This window comes from Streptomyces sp. NPDC003036 (assembly GCF_040611175.1).
Taxonomy (GTDB): Bacteria; Actinomycetota; Actinomycetes; order Streptomycetales; family Streptomycetaceae; genus Streptomyces.
Genome location: NZ_JBEXNO010000012.1, coordinates 81502 through 98029 on the forward strand (window position 1 = coordinate 81502; position 16528 = coordinate 98029).

Sequence of the window (16528 nt, forward strand, 5' to 3'; positions counted from 1 at the left end):
CGCGACGTCGTCCGGTACGGCGTCGACCCCGCCTGCACCACGACCCTCACCGCCCCTCCGTCCCGCTTGGGAGCAGAGAATACGAACCCGGCCACCCACGTCCAGGTGTCGTGTCCGGCATGTGGACGGCGGAGCGGGGACGCGCGGTGGGGCGTGCCCGCGGCGAAGTGCCGCGAACACGCCCCTGACCAGCGGTGGAGCGGGTCATGCCGGTGGATCAGAAGGTGAGACCCCAGGAGTCGATGTAGCCGGTGTCACCCGAGGCCACGTCCTGGACGCGCAGTTTCCAGACACCGTTCGCGGCCTCGGACGAGGCGTCGACGGTGTACGACGCGAGGATGTTGTCCGCCGAGTCGTTGCTGCTGGAGTTCTTCAGGCGGTACGCGCTGCCGTCCGGGGCGACCAGGTCGATGACCAGGTCACCGCGCCAGGTGTGCTTGATGTCCACGTCCACCTTGAGGGCGGCGGGGGCGTTGCCGGTCAGGCCGGTGACGGAGATCGAGGACGTCACGGTCGCGTTGTCCGAGATCGTCACGTCGGTGGCGTTGGTGAAGTTCTTGCCGGTGCCGGGGGTGGTGCCCGTGCCGCCGGTCACGGCCTGGACGGTCTTCGCGGCGTCGGCGATGCCGGTGCCGCAGCCGCCGGAGCAGGTGCCGGGCAGCGGACGGGCGTTGCTCTTGATCGCGGTCTCGATCTCGGCCGGGGTCAGGGACGACTTGGCCGACTTGAGCAGCGCGGCGAGACCGGCGATGTGCGGGGCCGCCATCGACGTGCCCTGGTAGGGCTTGTAGTTCTCCAGCGACTGGGTCGTGGTGCCGGAGTTCAGCGTGGAGAGGATGCCGTTCTCGGGCGTGGTGATGGTGCCCGGCGTGTCGGTGGCGCGGCGGGTCTCGCCGCCCGGGGCCGACACGTCGACGGTGGTGCCGTAGTTCGAGTAGTACGAACGGTTGCCCTCGCGGCTGGTGGACGCCACGGTGATGACGTTCGCGCAGTTGGCGGGCGTGAAGCCGGACGTGTTGGCGTTGCTGTTGCCCGCCGCGACGACGACGGTCGCCCCCCGCGCGACCGCGCCGTCGATGGCGTTCTTGTAGACGGTCGGGCAGGTCGAGCTGGCGCCGCCGAGGCTCATGTTGATGACCTTGGCCGGGGTCGGGTTCACCGGGATACCCGGGACGGTGCCGCCGGAGGCCCAGGTGATCGCGTCGGCGATGTCCGAGGAGGAGCCGCCGCACTTGCCGAGCACGCGCACGTGCTGGACCTTCGCCCCGTACGCGATGCCCGCGACGCCCTTGGCGTTGTGGGTGGTCGCCGCGATGGTGCCCGCCACGTGGGTGCCGTGCCAGGAGGAGCTGCTCGCGCGGGAGCCGGTGCCGCACTCGCCGTCGGTCGCGTTCCAGTCGCCCTCGTCCTTGGCGTCGCTGTCGCGGCCGTTGCCGTCGCGGGCGTCGGCGGAGCTGGAGATGAAGTCGTAGCCGGCGACGGTGTTCGCGCTGAGGTCGCTGTGCGCGGCGTAGCCGGTGTCGATGACGGCGACGGTGACGCCGCTGCCGGTGGTGGTGTCCCAGGCGCCGGGTACGTTCATGCCGCCGGTGGGCTCGAAGAGGTCCCACTGCTTGGCGTACTCGGTGTCGTTGGGGGTGACCGCCATCGCGTAGGCGCGGATGTCGGGCTCGACGGACGCGACGGCCGGGTCGGCGCGGAAGGCGGCCATGACCTCGGAGACGTCCTGCTGCGACGCCGCCTCCTTGCCGAGGTCGACGAGCGCGGCGCCGCTCGCGAGGCGGCGCTCGAAGGAGAGGTCCTCGCCGGTCTTGGCCGCCTTCTCGGCGGCGTCGCCCTTGGCGGCGCTGTTGGACGTGGCCTCGGCGGTGCGGGACTTGTAGGTCACGATGACCTTCTCGACCGGCGCGCTGGGCAGCGTGACCCCGGCGGCGGGCCGGGGGGCGGGCTGGGGGGTGGCCTCTGCGGCGAGTGCCACCGACGAGGTGGCGGCCACGCCGATGATCGTGGCGCTCGCGGCCACGACGGATATGAGTCTCCGCCTGGAACCGTTCAAGGTGTTCCCTTTCAGGGCGGCCCCGGCGACTCCCGGAGCAGCTGACGGTGCAGAGCGCGCGGGCGGGCGGCGCTGCGGGTCCGCGGTGCACCATGGGGGCAGTGCTCCGTGGTCCCGGGCTGGGTGGGCCCATGCGCCGCCGCCGGCGCGACCGGTGGTGCTCAGGGGTTACATGCACCTGACATACGAGGTCAGGGAATGAGAACCGCCGGTGAGGCAGACAGTAGGGAAACCCGAGGTGAACCCGATATGGGGGAAACCCTTGTCCTCCCCGCCGGGGGTAGGGGGAGCCCTCACCGGGCCCCTCCCCGGGCCCCTCGCGCCGGGACTTTGGCCGCCACCGCTGCCCGCCCTCGGGCGACCGCGAGCGGCTTGCCCGCTCTGTCTGCCCCTGCCGTCCGGAAAACGGAGAATGCCTCCGGTAAGGTTCGTTGCATGCCCGTGACCGCTCCGCGCGGTCGGTTGCCGTTCACGAAGTTCAGGAGTGGTCCTATGCCGGTTGTCGCCACCTATGCCCGCGTGTACGTCGACGACCTGGACACGGCACTGCCGACCTTCCAGGCCCTGACCGGCACCGAGCCGGAGCTGCGCTTCGCGTACCGGGGCGTCGAGTTGGCGGCCGTCGGCGGCTACCTGCTCGTGGCGGGCACGGCGGAGGAGCTGGCTCCGTTCCGCGATGTGCAGGCCACCACCATCGTCGAGGACCTCGACGAGATCCTGGCGCTGGTCGCGGACGAAGGCAGCCGGATACTCGACGGGCCCAACGAGGTGCCGACCGGGCGGAACCTGACCGTGCTGCACCCCGGCGGCGCGGTGATCGAGTACGTCGCCTTCGACGCCGCCAAGGTCCCCGCACCGCCTGGGCGGTAGCGGTGGGCGGGCGGTCCGCTCAGGGCGTCGCCGCCCCTTCCACCAGCGCGGTCAGGTCGGCCAGCGCCTCGGAGGCGAGGACGGGGGAGAGGTCGCCCAGGCGCAGCCGACTGTCCCGCGGGGGCGAGAAGTCCCCGGGGCGGTCGTGCAGCCAGACGGCGTCGAGCGGCTGCTCGGGGAAGACGTCGACGGCGCCGACGGCTATCCCGTCGCGGGGGTTGACGACCAGATACCGGTCCGGGCCGACTCCCTTGGTCAGCCAGCACTCCACCCCGGCGTCCTGGGGCTCCCCGCGCCGCCAGCCGCGCCGCTCCAGGCCCAGCAGGCCTCCGGTGGGCACGGTGATGCCCTCGAAGCGGGGGAGCCGCCACCCCGCCGCCTCCTCCTCGGTGAACCGGTACACGGGCCGCTCCAGCTGCGGGAACGGCTGAACGGTCCCGTGCCCGGCGAACACCGCGCGCCACGCCGCCAGTTCACCCTCCACCTCCAGCGGATGGGCCGGCCGTACGGAGGCGCCCGCGGGCAGCTGGCGGCGCCGGCCGGTCACGTCCGTGCACGCCCGGTCCCCGTCCGCGGACACCCGGAACGACCACACCGCGTCCCCGTGCTCGGCAAGCCACACCAGGCCCCGCGCCAGGTGGCGGAGGAGCGGGTGACCGAGGATCAGGTCACGGAACTCCTCCGCCGACCAGGTCCGGCCCGCCACCATGGCCGCCTCCAGCCGCCGCACCTGGTCCGCGGCGACGGTCCGCACCTCCTTCTTCAGGGCCGTGAACCGCGCGCGCTCCACCGACGCCCGTTCCGGGTCGTCCTGCCGGCCCGGCTTCGGCAGGTTCTTCAGCCGCTTGCCGGTCCCGTCCAGAACGTACGGCCGCAACCGCTCGTCGAAGCCGACCGTGAAGCGCCGCGCGCCGTAGTCCACGACCGTGCCGCCCGTCGCGTCCAGCCCCGCGTCGGGCACCAGCCGGTCGCCCAGCTGCTCGGCGGTGAGCCCGAGCCCCCGTGCCACCGCCGCGATCCTCTCCTGCGCCCGCGCCTTCAGCGCCTTGAACCGCACGCGCTGCGCGATGCGGTGAAGCTGTGTCAGCGCCTCATCGGTACCGATCGCGGCCAGCACGTCGAGCCCTTCCACCGCACGGTGGTGCGCTCCCTCACCCGGCCAGGCCCGCACCACCGGAGCCAGCCGCCGTACGGTCTCGTCGTCCCCCAGCAGCCCCAGGGCGTGCAGCGCCCAACCGTCCTCGGCGGGCATCCCCGCCGACCGCCACCGCTCGAACAGCTCCCACCCGAAGGCGGCGAGCGAGCCGCGGTCGCACACCTCCCGCACCACCGGCACCCCCGGGTAGACCTCGCCCGGCCGGGACATCGCCAGCATGGTCAGCGCGTGCCGCACCGACTCGGCGGGCAGCGCGCTGCCTCCGCCGCGCAGCAGGACCTGCGGCAGCACGACGGGATCGGCCCACTCGGGGAGCACGGGCAGCGTGGCGGGCAGGGCGGCCCGCAGCGGATCGGCGACCGGCGCCAGCTCCGCCCGGACGACCTCGGCGACCTCCTCGCCGTACCGCTCGGCCGCCGCGCCGCACACCGGCTCGACCCCGTGCGCCGACCCGATGAGCCGCAGGGCGTACGCGGCATGGCGCCGCACGGGCCCCGGAGCTCCCACCGCGTCCGGCACCAGGAGGGCGACCGCCGCCAGGCCGTGCCGCGCGAACCACGCACGCGCCACCTCGCTCGCCTTCTTGAGCCGCACCGTCCACTCGGCCATCAGCCGGGCCGTCCCGGCGTCGCGGAACGGCAGCAGCAGCGCCCCCAGCGTGGCCGGGTGGCGCACGGCTGCCCGCGTCAGCACCGGCAGCGCGTCCGTCCCGTACCGCGCGGCGACCGGGCGCAGGGTGTTCTCGCCCTCCCAGTAGTCGTCCGGCGCCCACTCGGCGAGCAGCGGACGCATGACCTCATCCGAACCCCGGAGGAAGAGCTGCGCCGACGACAGGTCCTCCAGCCCGTAGCGGCGCAGCGCCTCCACGTCGACAGCCATCCCATCGGAGCCGGGGTCCGCGGGGTGGAGGTACGGCGACCGGGCGGCCGCCCACGCCTCCCGCTCACCCGGCAGCCACTCCACGACCGGTGCGGCGTCGGCGCTCAGCCCGGTGACGACCTTGTCCGCAGCCGCAGCCGCATCCGCAGCCGTGTCGGCCTCCGCGTCCGCCCCCGGCCGGGTCGGCCACGGCGGGCTCGTCAGCAGCGCGGGCAGCTCCTCGGCCGGTGCGTCGGGCACCTTCTCCGGCCGCTCCAGGAACGGCCGGACAGCCGCCGCGTCCGCCTCGTCGAACGTGGCCAGAGCAGCCTGCGCGAGCTCCCGATGGGCACCGATGTGCTCGCCCAGCAGCCGTCGCGCCTCCTCGGCGCCCCCGCCCGCGCCCCGCGATGCCTCGGCCAGTGCACGCAGCGTCGTCACCGGCCGGCGCTCCATCGCCCGCAGCAGCGAGGGCCGCACCCGCTTGTCGCTTGCCCGGGCCAGCAGCGCCCACAGCGCCGCGTCACCCGGCAGCTCGACCAGCGCGGCCGCCGCCGCCCGCACACTCGCGGCGGAGGCGTACGCACGGTCGAAGACCTCCGCCACCAGCGGGGCCGCGGCCGGGCCCAGACCCTCGGCCACGGTCGCGATCGTAGAGAGGGGCCAGTCGATGTCCGCCTTCCCGCCCAGCCGGTCGACCTGCTCCGGCGCGTGCAGCGAGCAGAAGAGCATCGACCGCAGGTACTGGTCGCGGAAGACGAGCGCACCGGGCTCGGCACAGCATGAGGCGACCCAGCCGGTTTCGGACGGCACGAGGTACGACACCGCGATCCGCCGCCGCTCACCGTCCCGCGCGTCCGCCAGGGCGGCCACCGCCGCCCGGTAGGTCTCCTCGTCGGCCGCCGCCAGCAGGATCCTGACGCGGTCGGCGAGCGGCCGGCGCTGCTCGGTGAGATAGGGGATGTGCGTCGCGGGATCCAGCGCGGTGACGGCCGGATCCGACCGCGTGCCGCCCGACTGCATCCACACCGCCTCGATGTCGAACAGCTCCACCGCGGCCCGGGCCGCGAACGGCAGCCCGTGCGCCGCGGCCCAGACGTCCGCCCACGCGGCGGCCGTCGGCGGCGGCACCGCGACCATCGCGCCGACGGCCGCCGCGCCGAGCGGCGAGGGCCCGCTGCCGTCCAGCTGCGCCCGCGCCGCCGCCACCAGCCGTGCGTCGCTGCCGGGGGCCGCGAGGAACTCCTCGATCCAGTCCTTGTCCTGCGCGAGGCGCGTCTCGAGCAGAGCCGCCGCTTCCTTGTCCGGCCTGCCCGGCGCTCTCCGTACGCCGCCACGCCTCGGATGCAGCTTGCGCCGCCACGCCGCGGGCAGGGCGAACGACTGCTCCGACTCCCCGGCCGCCAGGTCCGGCAACGCGTCACGGCGCACAGGCCCTCCCCGTTTCCCCTCCGCGGCTTTCCACCGCGTCGATCACTGGAAACGACCGTAGCGCGCACCACTGACAACGCCCCCGACCAGGCGTTTTCAGAGCCGGGACTCGACCCCCGGCCCAGCCCACGACGGCGCGATGCCGGTGAGCTGGCAGACCATCAGGTACAGCGGGATCGGCGGCGTGTACGGCGAGGTGCTGTCCGGCCGGTGGATCAGCCGGGGCCGGCGGTCCGGGACGCAGGCGTCGGCGGCGTAACAGGCGGGCAGCGGCCACCGCAGCTCCGCGTCCGAGCCGGCCGGGACGATCCACCACCACCAGTCGGTGTCCGCGAACACACAGCCGTTGCCGGGCAGCCGGGACAGCAGCCGGAACCCGTGCCGCGCCGGTACGCCCACCGCGTCGCAGCCCAGCGTGGCCGGCAGCGACGGCGGCAGGGTCAGCCGCACCTGGTCACGGGACGCGTCCGGCCGGCCGTGGCGGCCACGCGCGGCGAGCAGCGTGGCCATCGACCTCAGCATGGCCCCGCCATGCCGAAAGCCCCGGCTGCACCGAGAGCCTCGGCTGCACCGAGAGCCTCGGGGCGGGCGAGGGCCAGCTCCGCCCACACCACGCGCCCGGCGCCGTGCCGGGCGTCGTGCGCGCCCCACGCGCCGCACACCGCCTCCACGAGCAGCAGCCCCCGCCCCCGCTCCTCGGCGTCGACGTGCCGCAGCCGCGGCTCGGCGGCCGGACAGCCCTCGTCCTGAACCGCTATGCGCAACCGGTCGCGCCGGTCGCGCAGTTCGCACACGACCCGGCCGCTCGCCGTGTGCACCACGGCGTTGGTGAAGAGCTCCGAGACGACGAGCGCGACCGTGTCGCGCACCTCCCGCCCGACGAGCCACCGCTCGAGCCGGTCGTCGGCGAGACGTCTCGCCCTGGCCACCGACTCGGCGCGCGCGGGCAGTTCGAAGCTGAAGCGACGGACGTCGGAACCGGTATCGGAAGGGGAAGAGGAAGGGGAATCGGCAACGGGTCGCGGTCCGGCGGGCGCGGTCCACGGTCGCGGAGCGGCCATGACAGGGGGCATCGGCGCATTACCAGGGACCACGACCGCTTCCTCACGTGGGGCGGCAGTGCGCACGTTGCCTCTCCCGGAGCGGAGTGCGGGCTGCCGCGTGAACTGGTTCACCGGAATACTTTCCTCCCGACTCCGACACTTGGCAAGTGGCACTCTGAAAATTGCAGAGTGAGCTGTTCTGTCTGACCGTCACATGGCACACTCGTCGAAACAGCGCGTGGGGAGGTCTGAAGTGAGCGAGCCGCGGTCCGCCCCCACCGTGGGACAGGTCGTTCTCGGCAAGCGCCTGCAGGAACTGCGGGAGCGCGCGGGGCTGAAGCGCGAGGAAGCCGCCAAGGTGCTCCGCGTGGCCCCGGCGACGATCCGCCGCATGGAGACGGCGGAAGTCTCGCTGAAGATCCCGTACGTCCAGCTCCTGCTGCGGGAGTACGGAGTCCCCCACGACGAGGCCGACGGTTTCGTCCGGCTGGCCGAGGAGGCCAACAAGCCGGGCTGGTGGCAGCGTTTCCACGACGTCCTGCCCAGCTGGTTCAGCATGTACGTCAGCCTGGAGGGCGCCGCCAGCCTCATCCGGGCCTACGAACCGCAGTTCATCCCCGGTCTCCTCCAGACCGAGGACTACGCCCGGGCCATCCTGCGCGGCGGAGCCGTCGGACAGGTCAGGCCGGACGACATCGAACGCCATGTGGCCCTGCGCATGGCACGGCAGTCGCTGCTCACCCGGCAGGACGCGCCGAAGTTCTGGGTGATCATGGACGAGACGGTGCTGCGCCGGCCCGTCGGCGGCAGCCCCGCCCTCATGCGCGCGCAGATCGACCGCCTGCTGGAGGCCACCGCGCTCCCCAACGTCACCCTCCAGATCGCCGAGTTCGCCACCGGGCACCACCCGGGCACGTACGGACCGTTCGTCCTCTTCCGATTCGCCATGCCGGAACTGCCCGACATGGTCTACAGCGAGTACTTGACCGGCGCGGTCTACCTCGACGCGCGCACCGAGGTGGCCTCGCACCTGGAGGTCATGGACCGCATGGCGGCGCAAGCCGCCACCGCACAACGTACGAAGGAGATCCTCCGGGACCTCCGCAAGGAGCTGTGAATGGACCGCGACCGCATATACAACGGCATGCCCGCCGCCGAGCTCGGGGCCGAGGGGTGGCACAAGCCGTGGAGCGGCGGCAACGGCGGCAACTGCGTCGAGGCCATGAAACTGGCCGACGGCAGGGTCGCCGTACGCCAGTCCGCCGATCCGGACGGCCCCGCACTCATCTACACCCACGGCGAGATCGCCGCGTTCATCCAGGGAGCCAAGGCCGGACAGGCCGACTTCCTGCTCACCTGACCAGCACCCCATCAGAACCAGCCGACCACTGGAGCGCCAGATGACCGGGCAAGAACCCGCCGCCGTACCGCCTGCCGCCGCCGTGCGCATCGACACGAGCAAGCCCCACCCGGCCCGTATGTACGACTGGTTCCTGGGCGGCAAGGACAACTACCCGGTCGACGAGGAGATGGCCAAGCAGCTCCTCACCGTCGACGCGCGCGGCAGGGACATGGCCCGGGTCAACCGCGCCTACATGCACCGCGCCACCCGGTGGCTCGCCGCCCAGGGCGTACGCCAGTACCTGGACATCGGCACCGGCATCCCGACCGAGCCCAACCTCCACCAGATCGCCCAGGAGGCCGCTCCCGAGTCGCGGATCGTCTACTGCGACAACGACCCCATCGTTCTCGCGCACGCCGAGGCGCTGCTGCGCTCCACCCCCGAGGGCGCCACCGAGTACATTCAGGCGGACGCGCGCGAGCCCGAGGTGATCCTGGAGCGGGCGGGCAAGGTCCTCGACTTCGGCCGCCCCATCGCGCTGTCGATGCTGGCCCTGCTGCACTTCGTGGACGACGAGGACGGCGCGTACGAACTGGTGCACCGGCTCGTCGAGCAGCTCCCGTCCGGCAGCTACCTGGTCCTGTCCCACGTCACCAGCGAGTTCGACCCGGAGGGCGCCGCCAAGGCCCGCGCCCTGTACCAGGCGCGGGGCCTCACCCTCCGGCCGCGCACGCGCGAGGAGTTCGCGCGGTTCTTCGACGGGCTGGAGCTCGTCGAGCCCGGGGTCTCGCTCACGGCGGAGTGGCACCCGGAGCTCGGCGAAGCGATCCCGGTCGCCGGCGACGACCCGATCCCGGGCTACGCGGGCGTCGCCCGCAAGCCGTAGCCGTACGCGGCGCCGTGGCCGTAGCGGCTATCGGGAGGCCGCCGGGGGCACCAGCGTGACGAGGAACCTCTGCGCCGCGCCGGTGTTCCCGGCCGCGTCCACCGTCCGGTACTCCACGGTGTGCGTGCCGTACTCCGGCGTGGCGTCGTCCCACGGCACCACCCGCGCGCGCCCCAGCTTTCCGTACACCAGGCCGTCGATCTCGGTCCCGCCCGGCGTGAAGCGGAACGGTGCGTCCGCGTCCGTCGGCCACCCGTAGTAGGTGTACCAACCGTCGCCGTCCACCTGGAACTGGCGCACGACGTAGCCCTCCTGGTCGTCGCGCGCGGACAGCCGCATCGTGAACGGCCCGTCGTAGACGTACTCGACGGGCCGCCCCGGCCGGTGCACCGTACGCAGCGGCTCCGACAGCTCGTACGACGCCGTCGCGGGCGTGGCATCCACCGTCCAGCGCAGCTCGCCCTCCGGGCCCGAGGTGCCCGCGATCCGGGCCGTCAGCGTGTGCGTACCGGGCCGCAGCCGCAGCGCCGACAGGTCCAGGTCCCGGTCGTTGCCCGGGTTCGCCACGGGCCGGCCGTCCAGCGACCACCGGACCGCGAGCGTCCGGTCGTCGGGGTGGGTGGTGTCGGCGTACACCACCGACCAGGCGCCGACGGGCGCGTCGGTGGTCGTATGGCCGGTGAAACGCGGCGCCACCGCCTGCGGCCGCGTGACGACCGACGTGTCCACCGTCCACGTGACCGTACGGGTCAGGGCGGACGAACCCCGCACCGCGGGGTCCCGCACGAACGGCGTCGGGTCCGTCACCGTCGCCGTCAGCGTGTGGGTGCCGCGGGCCAGGCCCAGGCGTCGGAGATCGACCGTACGGACGCCCTCCAGGCCCCGCAGCAGGCGTCCGTCCAGCCGCCAGGCCACGTCCAGCTCGCCACCGTCCGGATGCAGCGTCTCGACCCAGACCGTCCGGTCCGCGCCGAGCGGTGCCGTGTTCGGCGTGTGCCCCTGCACCAGGTTCACCTTGGACGCGATGGCCTGGACCATCACCTCGCGGCCCACCTGGTCGAAGGCGTACCCCAGGGTCTTCATCATCGAGTGCGCGCTGGGCCGCCCCACCCCCCTGGTGCTGTACAGCCCGCCCTCATGGCGGCCGATGACACCGCCCGACTCGCTCTCCTCGCCCTGCCAGCGCCACCACTTGGCCCGGCGGTCCCTCATCTCCGCCTCGGTCAGCACCGTGTGGTGCGCGGACGCCGGCTCCCCGTCCCCGTACGCACCGCCGGGGACGCCCCGCGCGTAGTAGTCGTACTCGTCCTGGAGCCTGCCTAGCGAGTGGCCGATCTCGTGCGGGGTGATCAGGGCGGACAGGGCGTTGCCGCCGGACGCGGTGGCGTACGTGCCGCCCGCGCCGCCGTAGGTGTCGCTGTTGGCGAGGGCCACGATCTGCCGGTTGGCGGCGGTCGTCCCGGGGACGAGGCCGGCGAGGGCGTTCGCCGCTTCGCCGTCCACGGTGAGCAGCCGCTGCACGCCGTTCGCGTCGCAGCCGCCCCAGAAGCCCATTCCCAGCGGCGTGTCGCGGCGCGGCGCGTCCAGCCCCGGATCGCAGTCCACGCCGGACTCGCGCGAGGGGACCTCCACCGCCCACACGTTGACGTACGAGCGGTACGACGCGAAGGGCTCGATGCTCCACAGCACCTTCAGGTGCTCGTCGACGTCCGCCCGGAACTCGGGCAGCTGCTCGGCGGTGTAGCCGTCGCCGAGCAGGACCAGGTTGAACCGCTTGTCGGCCGGACCCGTGGTCTGTACGGGCACGACGGTGGCGGATTCGGCGACGGGCGGGCTGACGGGCGGGCGCTCTCCGGCGGTGGCCGGTCCGGCGCCCACCAGCGCGGTGGCGAGAAGGGCGGCCGCGCCGGTCAGCGCGGCGGCCCGTCCGAGGCGTGGGGAAACCATGGGCACGGAGCGTACGGTGTGCCCAACCCTCCGTAAAGACAGCCCCGTTGCGCCGGAGGCCTAGGATCCGGCCAGATACGCCAGGCCCGCGTGCTCCGCCGCGTACGCGTCGAGCAGCCGCCGCGCCACCGCCACCGAGTCGACCAGCGGGTGCAGGGCGAACGCCTTCACCGCCGCCTCCCGCGACCCGCTCTCCGCCGCCGCCATCACCTCGCGCTCCACCGCCTTCACCGCGGTCACCAGGCCGACGGCGTGGTAGGGAAGCGGCGACACCGCCACCGGATGGGCGCCGTTCGCGTCGACGAGACAGGGCACCTCCACCACGGCGTCCGCGTCGAGCACCGACAGCGTCGTACGGTTGCGGACGTTCAGGATGAGGGTGGCGCGCTCGTCCCGCGCGATGGCCCGCATCAGCGCCAGCGCCACCTGCTCGTAGCCGCCCGGCTCCAGGTCCTCCGCGGCCCGCTCCCCGGCGCCCGCGGCGGCCCGGTTGGCCGCCATGTACGTCGCCTCCCGCTCGGCGAGGGTCGCGTGCCAGGCGCCCAGGGAGGGGGAGGCGTAGAACCCCGCCTGCTGCTCGCTCAGGTACGCGCCCCGGGTCCGCCCGGCGTCCCGGTAGGCCCCGACCGCCTCCCGGTTGAAGTAGTAGTAGTGCAGGTACTCGTTCGGGATCGCGCCCAGCGAGCGCAGCCACTCGGCGCCGAAGAGCCGGCCCTCCTCGAAGGAGCCCAGCGCCTCCGCGTCCGCCAGCAGCCGCGGCAGCTCGTCCCGGCCGCCGACGCGCACGCCGCGCAGCCAGCCCAGGTGGTTGAGGCCCACGTAGTCGAACCACGCCTCCGCCGGGTCGGCGCCCAGCAGCCGCGCCACGCGGCGCCCCAGGCCCACGGGCGAGTCGCAGATGCCGATCACCCGGTCGCCGAGCACCCGCGCCATGGCCTCCGTCACGAGCCCCGCCGGGTTGGTGAAGTTGATGACCCACGCGTCCGGGGCGACCGCCGCGACGCGCCGTGCGATCGCCGTCGCGACCGGCACCGTGCGCAGCCCGTACGCGATGCCGCCCGCGCCCACCGTCTCCTGGCCCAGTACGCCCTCGGCCAGGGCCACCCGCTCGTCGGCCGCCCGGCCCGCGAGGCCGCCCACGCGGATCGCCGAGAACACGAAGTCGGCGCCGCGCAGGGCCTCGTCGAGATCCGTGGTGGCGCTCACCACGGGCGCGTCCGGTGCTCCCGCCGCCTGCTCGGCCAGCACCCCGCCGATCGCCGCGAGCCGGCCCGCGTCCACGTCGTACAGCGTGACGCGCGTGACCCGCCCCGGCCCGTGGTCGCCGAGAAGCGCCCGGTACACCAGGGGCACCCGGAAACCGCCACCGCCCAGAATCGTCAGCTTCATGACCGTCACGCTACTCGGAGCGGTGGTTCGCCCCGCGCCGGCGCATGAGCGGGCGGGCCGCGCGCAGGAGAGTCAGGGCGGGAGCCGGTCAGTTCACCTGCCGGTCGTGACCGGCCCAGAAGCGCTCGCGGAGCTCCCGGCGGAGGATCTTGCCGCTGGGGTTGCGCGGCACGTGGTCGATGAACTCGTATCCGCTCGGGGACTTGTAATCGGCGATCAGCCCCTGGAGGTGGAGTTTCAGCTCCCGGGGCTTCACCGCCCTTCCCGGACGCAGCACGACGAAGGCGCGGACGGCCTCGCCCCAGCGCTCGTCCGGGACGCCGATGACGGCCGCCTCGGCCACCGCCGGGTGCGTGCAGAGCGCGTTCTCCACCTCCGCCGGGTAGACGTTCTCCCCGGCGACGATGACGGTGTCCTTGATGCGGTCGCAGACGTAGACGTACCCGTCCTCGTCGACGTAACCGGCGTCACCGGTGTGCAGCCAGCCGTCGGCGAGGGTCTCGTCGGTCGCCTCCTTCATGCCCCAGTACCCGACCATCACGGCGGGCGTCCTCAGGCATATCTCGCCGATCTCGCCCGGCCCCAGCGCGGCCCCGCCCTCGCCGGCGATCATCACCTCGACACCGGGGTACGGGCGCCCGGCCGAGCGCAGCCGGGTGCTGCCGGGCACATGGTCGGCCGGCGGCAGGCACAGGGCGGTGTTGCCGCTCTCGGTGAGCCCGTACAGCTGGCCCACCTCGCAGCGGAAGACCTCGACGCACTGGAGCATCAGCGTCTCGGAGATCGGCGAGCCGCCGTAGGTGACCTTGCGCAGCGAGGCGAAGTCGGCGGGTCCCACGCCCGCTTCGGACAGCATCATCTGGAGCATGGCGGGGACGGCGCAGGTGGTGGTGACGCCGTGCTCGCGGATCAGGCGTACGGCGTCGTGCGCGGCGAACATCCGCATGGCCACGCTCGTCACGCCGGCGTTGAAGGCCTGCATGGCCCACCAGATGCCGGCGACGTGGAAGCCGGGGATGCTGATCAGGCTGACGTCGTCGGGCCGCCAGTCGATCCAGTCGAGACCGTGCTCGGCGAGCAGGTCGCGGATGGCGAAGAAGCTGCGGTGGGCGAGAACGACGCCCTTCGGCAGCCCGGTGGTGCCGCTGGTGTAGATCTGCGCGATCGGGTCGTCCGGGGTGGCGGTGTGCGTGTCCAGGTCGTCCTCCGGCTGACCGGCCTTCCAGGCGCGGAAGCCGGCGCCGCGCTCCTCGGGGCCGTCGAGGGCCACCAGGGTGGGGCGGGCGGGCAGTTCGCCGCTGATCCGGTCGGCCGCGTCCGCGTACTCGCGCTCCACGAAGAGCAGTCCGGCGCCCGAGTCGCGCAGGATGTGCTCGACCTCGGGGGCGGTGAGTCGCCAGTTGATCGGGACGAGCACGGCGCCCGTCTTGGCGCAGGCGAAGAAGACCTCGTAGTAGTCCTCGGACTCCTTGCCGAGGTAGGCGACGCGCGAGCCCGGGCCGGCGCCGGCGTCGAGCAGCGCGCGGGCCGACCGGTTGCTCTCGCGGTGCAGCCGTTCGTACGTGACCTCCCGCCCCTCGCAGATCAGGGCGACGCGCTCCGGATGGCGGGCGGCGTGGAACGCCACCGTGTCGGCGGCGGTCCTGAGGTGCGGATAGTGCATGCGCGTGTCCAATCCTTGGGGGCCTTAGGGAGCCTTAGGGGGTCAGTCCCAGGCGTGGTGGTCGGGCCAGTGGCGACGGCCGGTCAGGTACGGGCCGGGCAACCGGAGCAGCGGCGGGCGCGGCGCGTCCGGCGGCCACAGCGCGGCGAGGTCGGGCGCCTCACCGGCGAGGTACCGCGCGGCGGCAGCGGCGAGCCCACAGGGGCCGCGGGCCGGTGCGGCGGCTTCGCCGTCGGCCGCCCGGGCCAGGGCGGCGAGCAGTCCGGCGCGGTCGTGGACCACGGAGGCGTACCGGACCGCGCGGTGGTCGCGCCCCTCGGCGAGGGTGCGGCAGACGGCGGCCGGGGTCCACTCCGCGGTGTCCCGCAGGCGCCGGTGGAGGCGGGCGGCCGTGCCGGCGAGGGCCGCCGGGTTGTGCGCGGACACCAGGAGCAGCCAGGGGCCGGGGCCCTCCGCCGGACCGTCGCCCCGGCCGTGCTCAGGGTGCGCGGCGGGCCGCTCCGGGACGCTCTCCAGGATCACGTGCGCGTTGGTCCCGGAGAACCCGAAGCCGCTGACGCCCGCCCGCCGCCGGCCCACCGCGGGCCAGGGCAGCGGCTTGGCGGCGAGCCTCAGGGCGGTGCGCCCCCACGGGATCTCCGGGTCGGCCTCGTCCTCGCCCGGCTGCGGCGGGATCTCCGCGTGGGCGAGCGCGAGCACCGTCTTCATCAGGCCCGGTGCGCCGGACGCGGTCTCCAGGTAGCCGATGTTGGCCTTGCACGAACCGATGTGAAGCGGCGGCGCGTCGGGGGAGTCGCGCCGGTACGCCTCGGCCAGCGACTCCGCCTCGATCTGGCCGCCCAGCCGGGAGCCGTTGGCCTGGGCCTCCACGTACTGGACGTCGGCCGGATCCACGTCCGCGTCGCGCAGCGCCCGTTCGACGACCGCCTTCTGGCCGCGCGCGGAGGCCACCGACAGGCCGGGCCGGTCCCCCTGCGCGTGGACGGCGCTGCCGCGGACCAGCGCGTACGGCAGGTCGCCCGCCGCGACCGCGTCCGCGTACCGCTCCAGCACCACCACTCCGCAGCCCTCGCCGCGCACGTGCCCGTCGGCCCGCGCGGTGAAGGGGCGGCTGCGGCCCGTCGGGGAGAGCATCCCGGCCCGGTCGAGGATGCCGGAACTGAACGGCGACAGCAGCACGTTGCAGGTGCCGACGAGCGCGACGTCGCACTCGCGCGCTCGCAGCGCCCGCACCGCCAGGTGCAGCGCGGTCAGCATCGAGGAGGACGCGGTGTCGACGGTGATCGCGGGCCCGTTCAGCCCGAGGGACAGGGCGATCCGCCCGGAGAACGCGCTCGGCGAACTGCCGGTGCTCATGTGCGCCGACAGGCCCGTCTCCGGCACCCCGCCGCGCAGCCAGGCGTACGGGTACTCGACGGGACCGCCGACCGCGAAGACGCCGACGTCGCGCCCGCGCAGCCGCTCCCGGGACAGGTTGGCGTCGGCGAGGGCCTGCGCCGCGACCTCCAGGAGGAGCCGCTGCTGCGGGTCCATGTGCCGGGCCTCCTGCTCGGGGATGCCGAAGTACTCGGCGTCGAACAGGTCCACGTCCGCCAGGTACGCGCCCTGGCACAACCGGTCGGCCAGCGGCGCCAGGTCGGGGGCGGCGACGTTCCAGCGGGGCCGCCCGAGGCTGTCGACGGGTATGCCGGCGTCCTCGGTGGCGAGGACCCGCCCCTCACGGAGCGCGGTCCACAGGGCGTGCGGGTCGTCGAGACCGCCGGGCAGCCGGCAGCCCATGCCGACCACGGCGATGGGCTGGGTCCGCTCGTGGTGCCGGCGTGCCAGCATCACCATGAGCTGCTTCTTCGACAGCGCTTCCAACTGGTCGATGTAGCTCGTCATCCT

Annotated in this window: 12 protein-coding genes; 4 read left to right on the forward strand and 8 right to left on the reverse strand. The window is 73.8% G+C overall.

All coding sequences use genetic code 11. The features are described 5' to 3' along the window. Positions 1-217: 217 nt before the first annotated feature. A complete protein-coding gene (locus tag ABZX67_RS11610) occupies positions 218-2023 on the reverse strand; it encodes a S8 family serine peptidase (RefSeq protein ID WP_355357471.1) in 1806 nt (601 codons plus the stop codon). Positions 2024-2548: 525 nt separating this feature from the next. Between ABZX67_RS11610 and ABZX67_RS11615 the strand changes: the two genes are divergently transcribed. Continuing rightward, on the forward strand, positions 2549-2926 hold the full coding sequence (locus ABZX67_RS11615) for a hypothetical protein (RefSeq protein ID WP_355357474.1): 378 nt from the start codon (positions 2549-2551) through the stop codon (positions 2924-2926). A gap of 19 nt (positions 2927-2945) precedes the next feature. Here ABZX67_RS11615 and ABZX67_RS11620 read toward each other — a convergent pair whose 3' ends face one another. The 3 genes from ABZX67_RS11620 to ABZX67_RS11630 form a co-directional block, all read right to left on the reverse strand. Next, on the reverse strand, positions 2946-6371 hold the full coding sequence (locus ABZX67_RS11620; RefSeq protein WP_355357477.1) for a DUF4132 domain-containing protein: 3426 nt from the start codon (positions 6369-6371) through the stop codon (positions 2946-2948). 96 nt (positions 6372-6467) lie between these two features. Further along, the gene (locus tag ABZX67_RS11625; protein ID WP_355357480.1) at positions 6468-6881 is read right to left on the reverse strand and encodes a hypothetical protein; all 414 of its coding nucleotides are present in this window, start codon (positions 6879-6881) and stop codon (positions 6468-6470) included. 5 nt (positions 6882-6886) lie between these two features. Next, positions 6887-7321, reverse strand: coding sequence for an ATP-binding protein (locus tag ABZX67_RS11630; protein ID WP_355357681.1), 435 nt, complete (start codon positions 7319-7321; stop codon positions 6887-6889). A 346-nt stretch (positions 7322-7667) separates the two neighbouring features. On the opposite strand from ABZX67_RS11630, the gene ABZX67_RS11635 reads away from it, so the two are divergent. Genes ABZX67_RS11635 through ABZX67_RS11645 form a run of 3 tightly spaced genes read left to right on the forward strand, consistent with a single transcriptional unit; the run spans position 7668 to position 9642 of the window. Beyond that, positions 7668-8531, forward strand: a complete 864-nt coding sequence (locus tag ABZX67_RS11635; protein WP_355357483.1) for a helix-turn-helix transcriptional regulator — start codon at positions 7668-7670, stop codon at positions 8529-8531. Beyond that, positions 8532-8774 (forward strand): DUF397 domain-containing protein, encoded by a 243-nt coding sequence (locus ABZX67_RS11640; RefSeq protein WP_355357486.1) that lies wholly within the window; start codon positions 8532-8534, stop codon positions 8772-8774. Between the two features lie 40 nt (positions 8775-8814). After that, entirely contained in the window at positions 8815-9642 is an 828-nt protein-coding gene (locus tag ABZX67_RS11645) for an SAM-dependent methyltransferase (protein ID WP_355357489.1), read from the forward strand. A 27-nt stretch (positions 9643-9669) separates the two neighbouring features. Here ABZX67_RS11645 and ABZX67_RS11650 read toward each other — a convergent pair whose 3' ends face one another. From ABZX67_RS11650 to ABZX67_RS11665, 4 genes are all read right to left on the reverse strand, one after another. Further along, positions 9670-11589: a M64 family metallopeptidase gene (locus tag ABZX67_RS11650; protein ID WP_355357492.1), complete on the reverse strand. Its 1920-nt coding sequence runs from the start codon at positions 11587-11589 to the stop codon at positions 9670-9672. A 60-nt stretch (positions 11590-11649) separates the two neighbouring features. Beyond that, positions 11650-12978, reverse strand: a complete 1329-nt coding sequence (locus ABZX67_RS11655; RefSeq protein ID WP_355357495.1) for a 6-phospho-beta-glucosidase — start codon at positions 12976-12978, stop codon at positions 11650-11652. Positions 12979-13066: 88 nt separating this feature from the next. Further along, positions 13067-14641 carry a fatty acid--CoA ligase gene (locus ABZX67_RS11660; RefSeq protein ID WP_355357498.1) on the reverse strand — a complete coding sequence of 525 codons (1575 nt, stop codon included), beginning with the start codon at positions 14639-14641 and terminating at the stop codon, positions 13067-13069. Positions 14642-14683: 42 nt separating this feature from the next. After that, entirely contained in the window at positions 14684-16525 is a 1842-nt protein-coding gene (locus ABZX67_RS11665) for a beta-ketoacyl synthase N-terminal-like domain-containing protein (protein ID WP_355357501.1), read from the reverse strand. Positions 16526-16528: the final 3 nt, after the last annotated feature.

Bases quoted from the DNA above. Each gene is read 5' to 3' on its own strand.
- ABZX67_RS11655 (WP_355357495.1), bottom strand. From the start codon at position 12,978: ATGAAGCTGACGATTCTGGGCGGTGGCGGTTTCCGGGTGCCCCTGGTG.
- ABZX67_RS11660 (WP_355357498.1), bottom strand. From the start codon at position 14,641: ATGCACTATCCGCACCTCAGGACCGCCGCCGACACGGTGGCGTTCCAC.
- ABZX67_RS11645 (WP_355357489.1), top strand. From the start codon at position 8,815: ATGACCGGGCAAGAACCCGCCGCCGTACCGCCTGCCGCCGCCGTGCGC.
- ABZX67_RS11650 (WP_355357492.1), bottom strand. From the start codon at position 11,589: ATGGTTTCCCCACGCCTCGGACGGGCCGCCGCGCTGACCGGCGCGGCC.
- ABZX67_RS11665 (WP_355357501.1), bottom strand. From the start codon at position 16,525: ATGACGAGCTACATCGACCAGTTGGAAGCGCTGTCGAAGAAGCAGCTC.
- ABZX67_RS11640 (WP_355357486.1), top strand. From the start codon at position 8,532: ATGGACCGCGACCGCATATACAACGGCATGCCCGCCGCCGAGCTCGGG.
- ABZX67_RS11615 (WP_355357474.1), top strand. From the start codon at position 2,549: ATGCCGGTTGTCGCCACCTATGCCCGCGTGTACGTCGACGACCTGGAC.
- ABZX67_RS11625 (WP_355357480.1), bottom strand. From the start codon at position 6,881: ATGGCCACGCTGCTCGCCGCGCGTGGCCGCCACGGCCGGCCGGACGCG.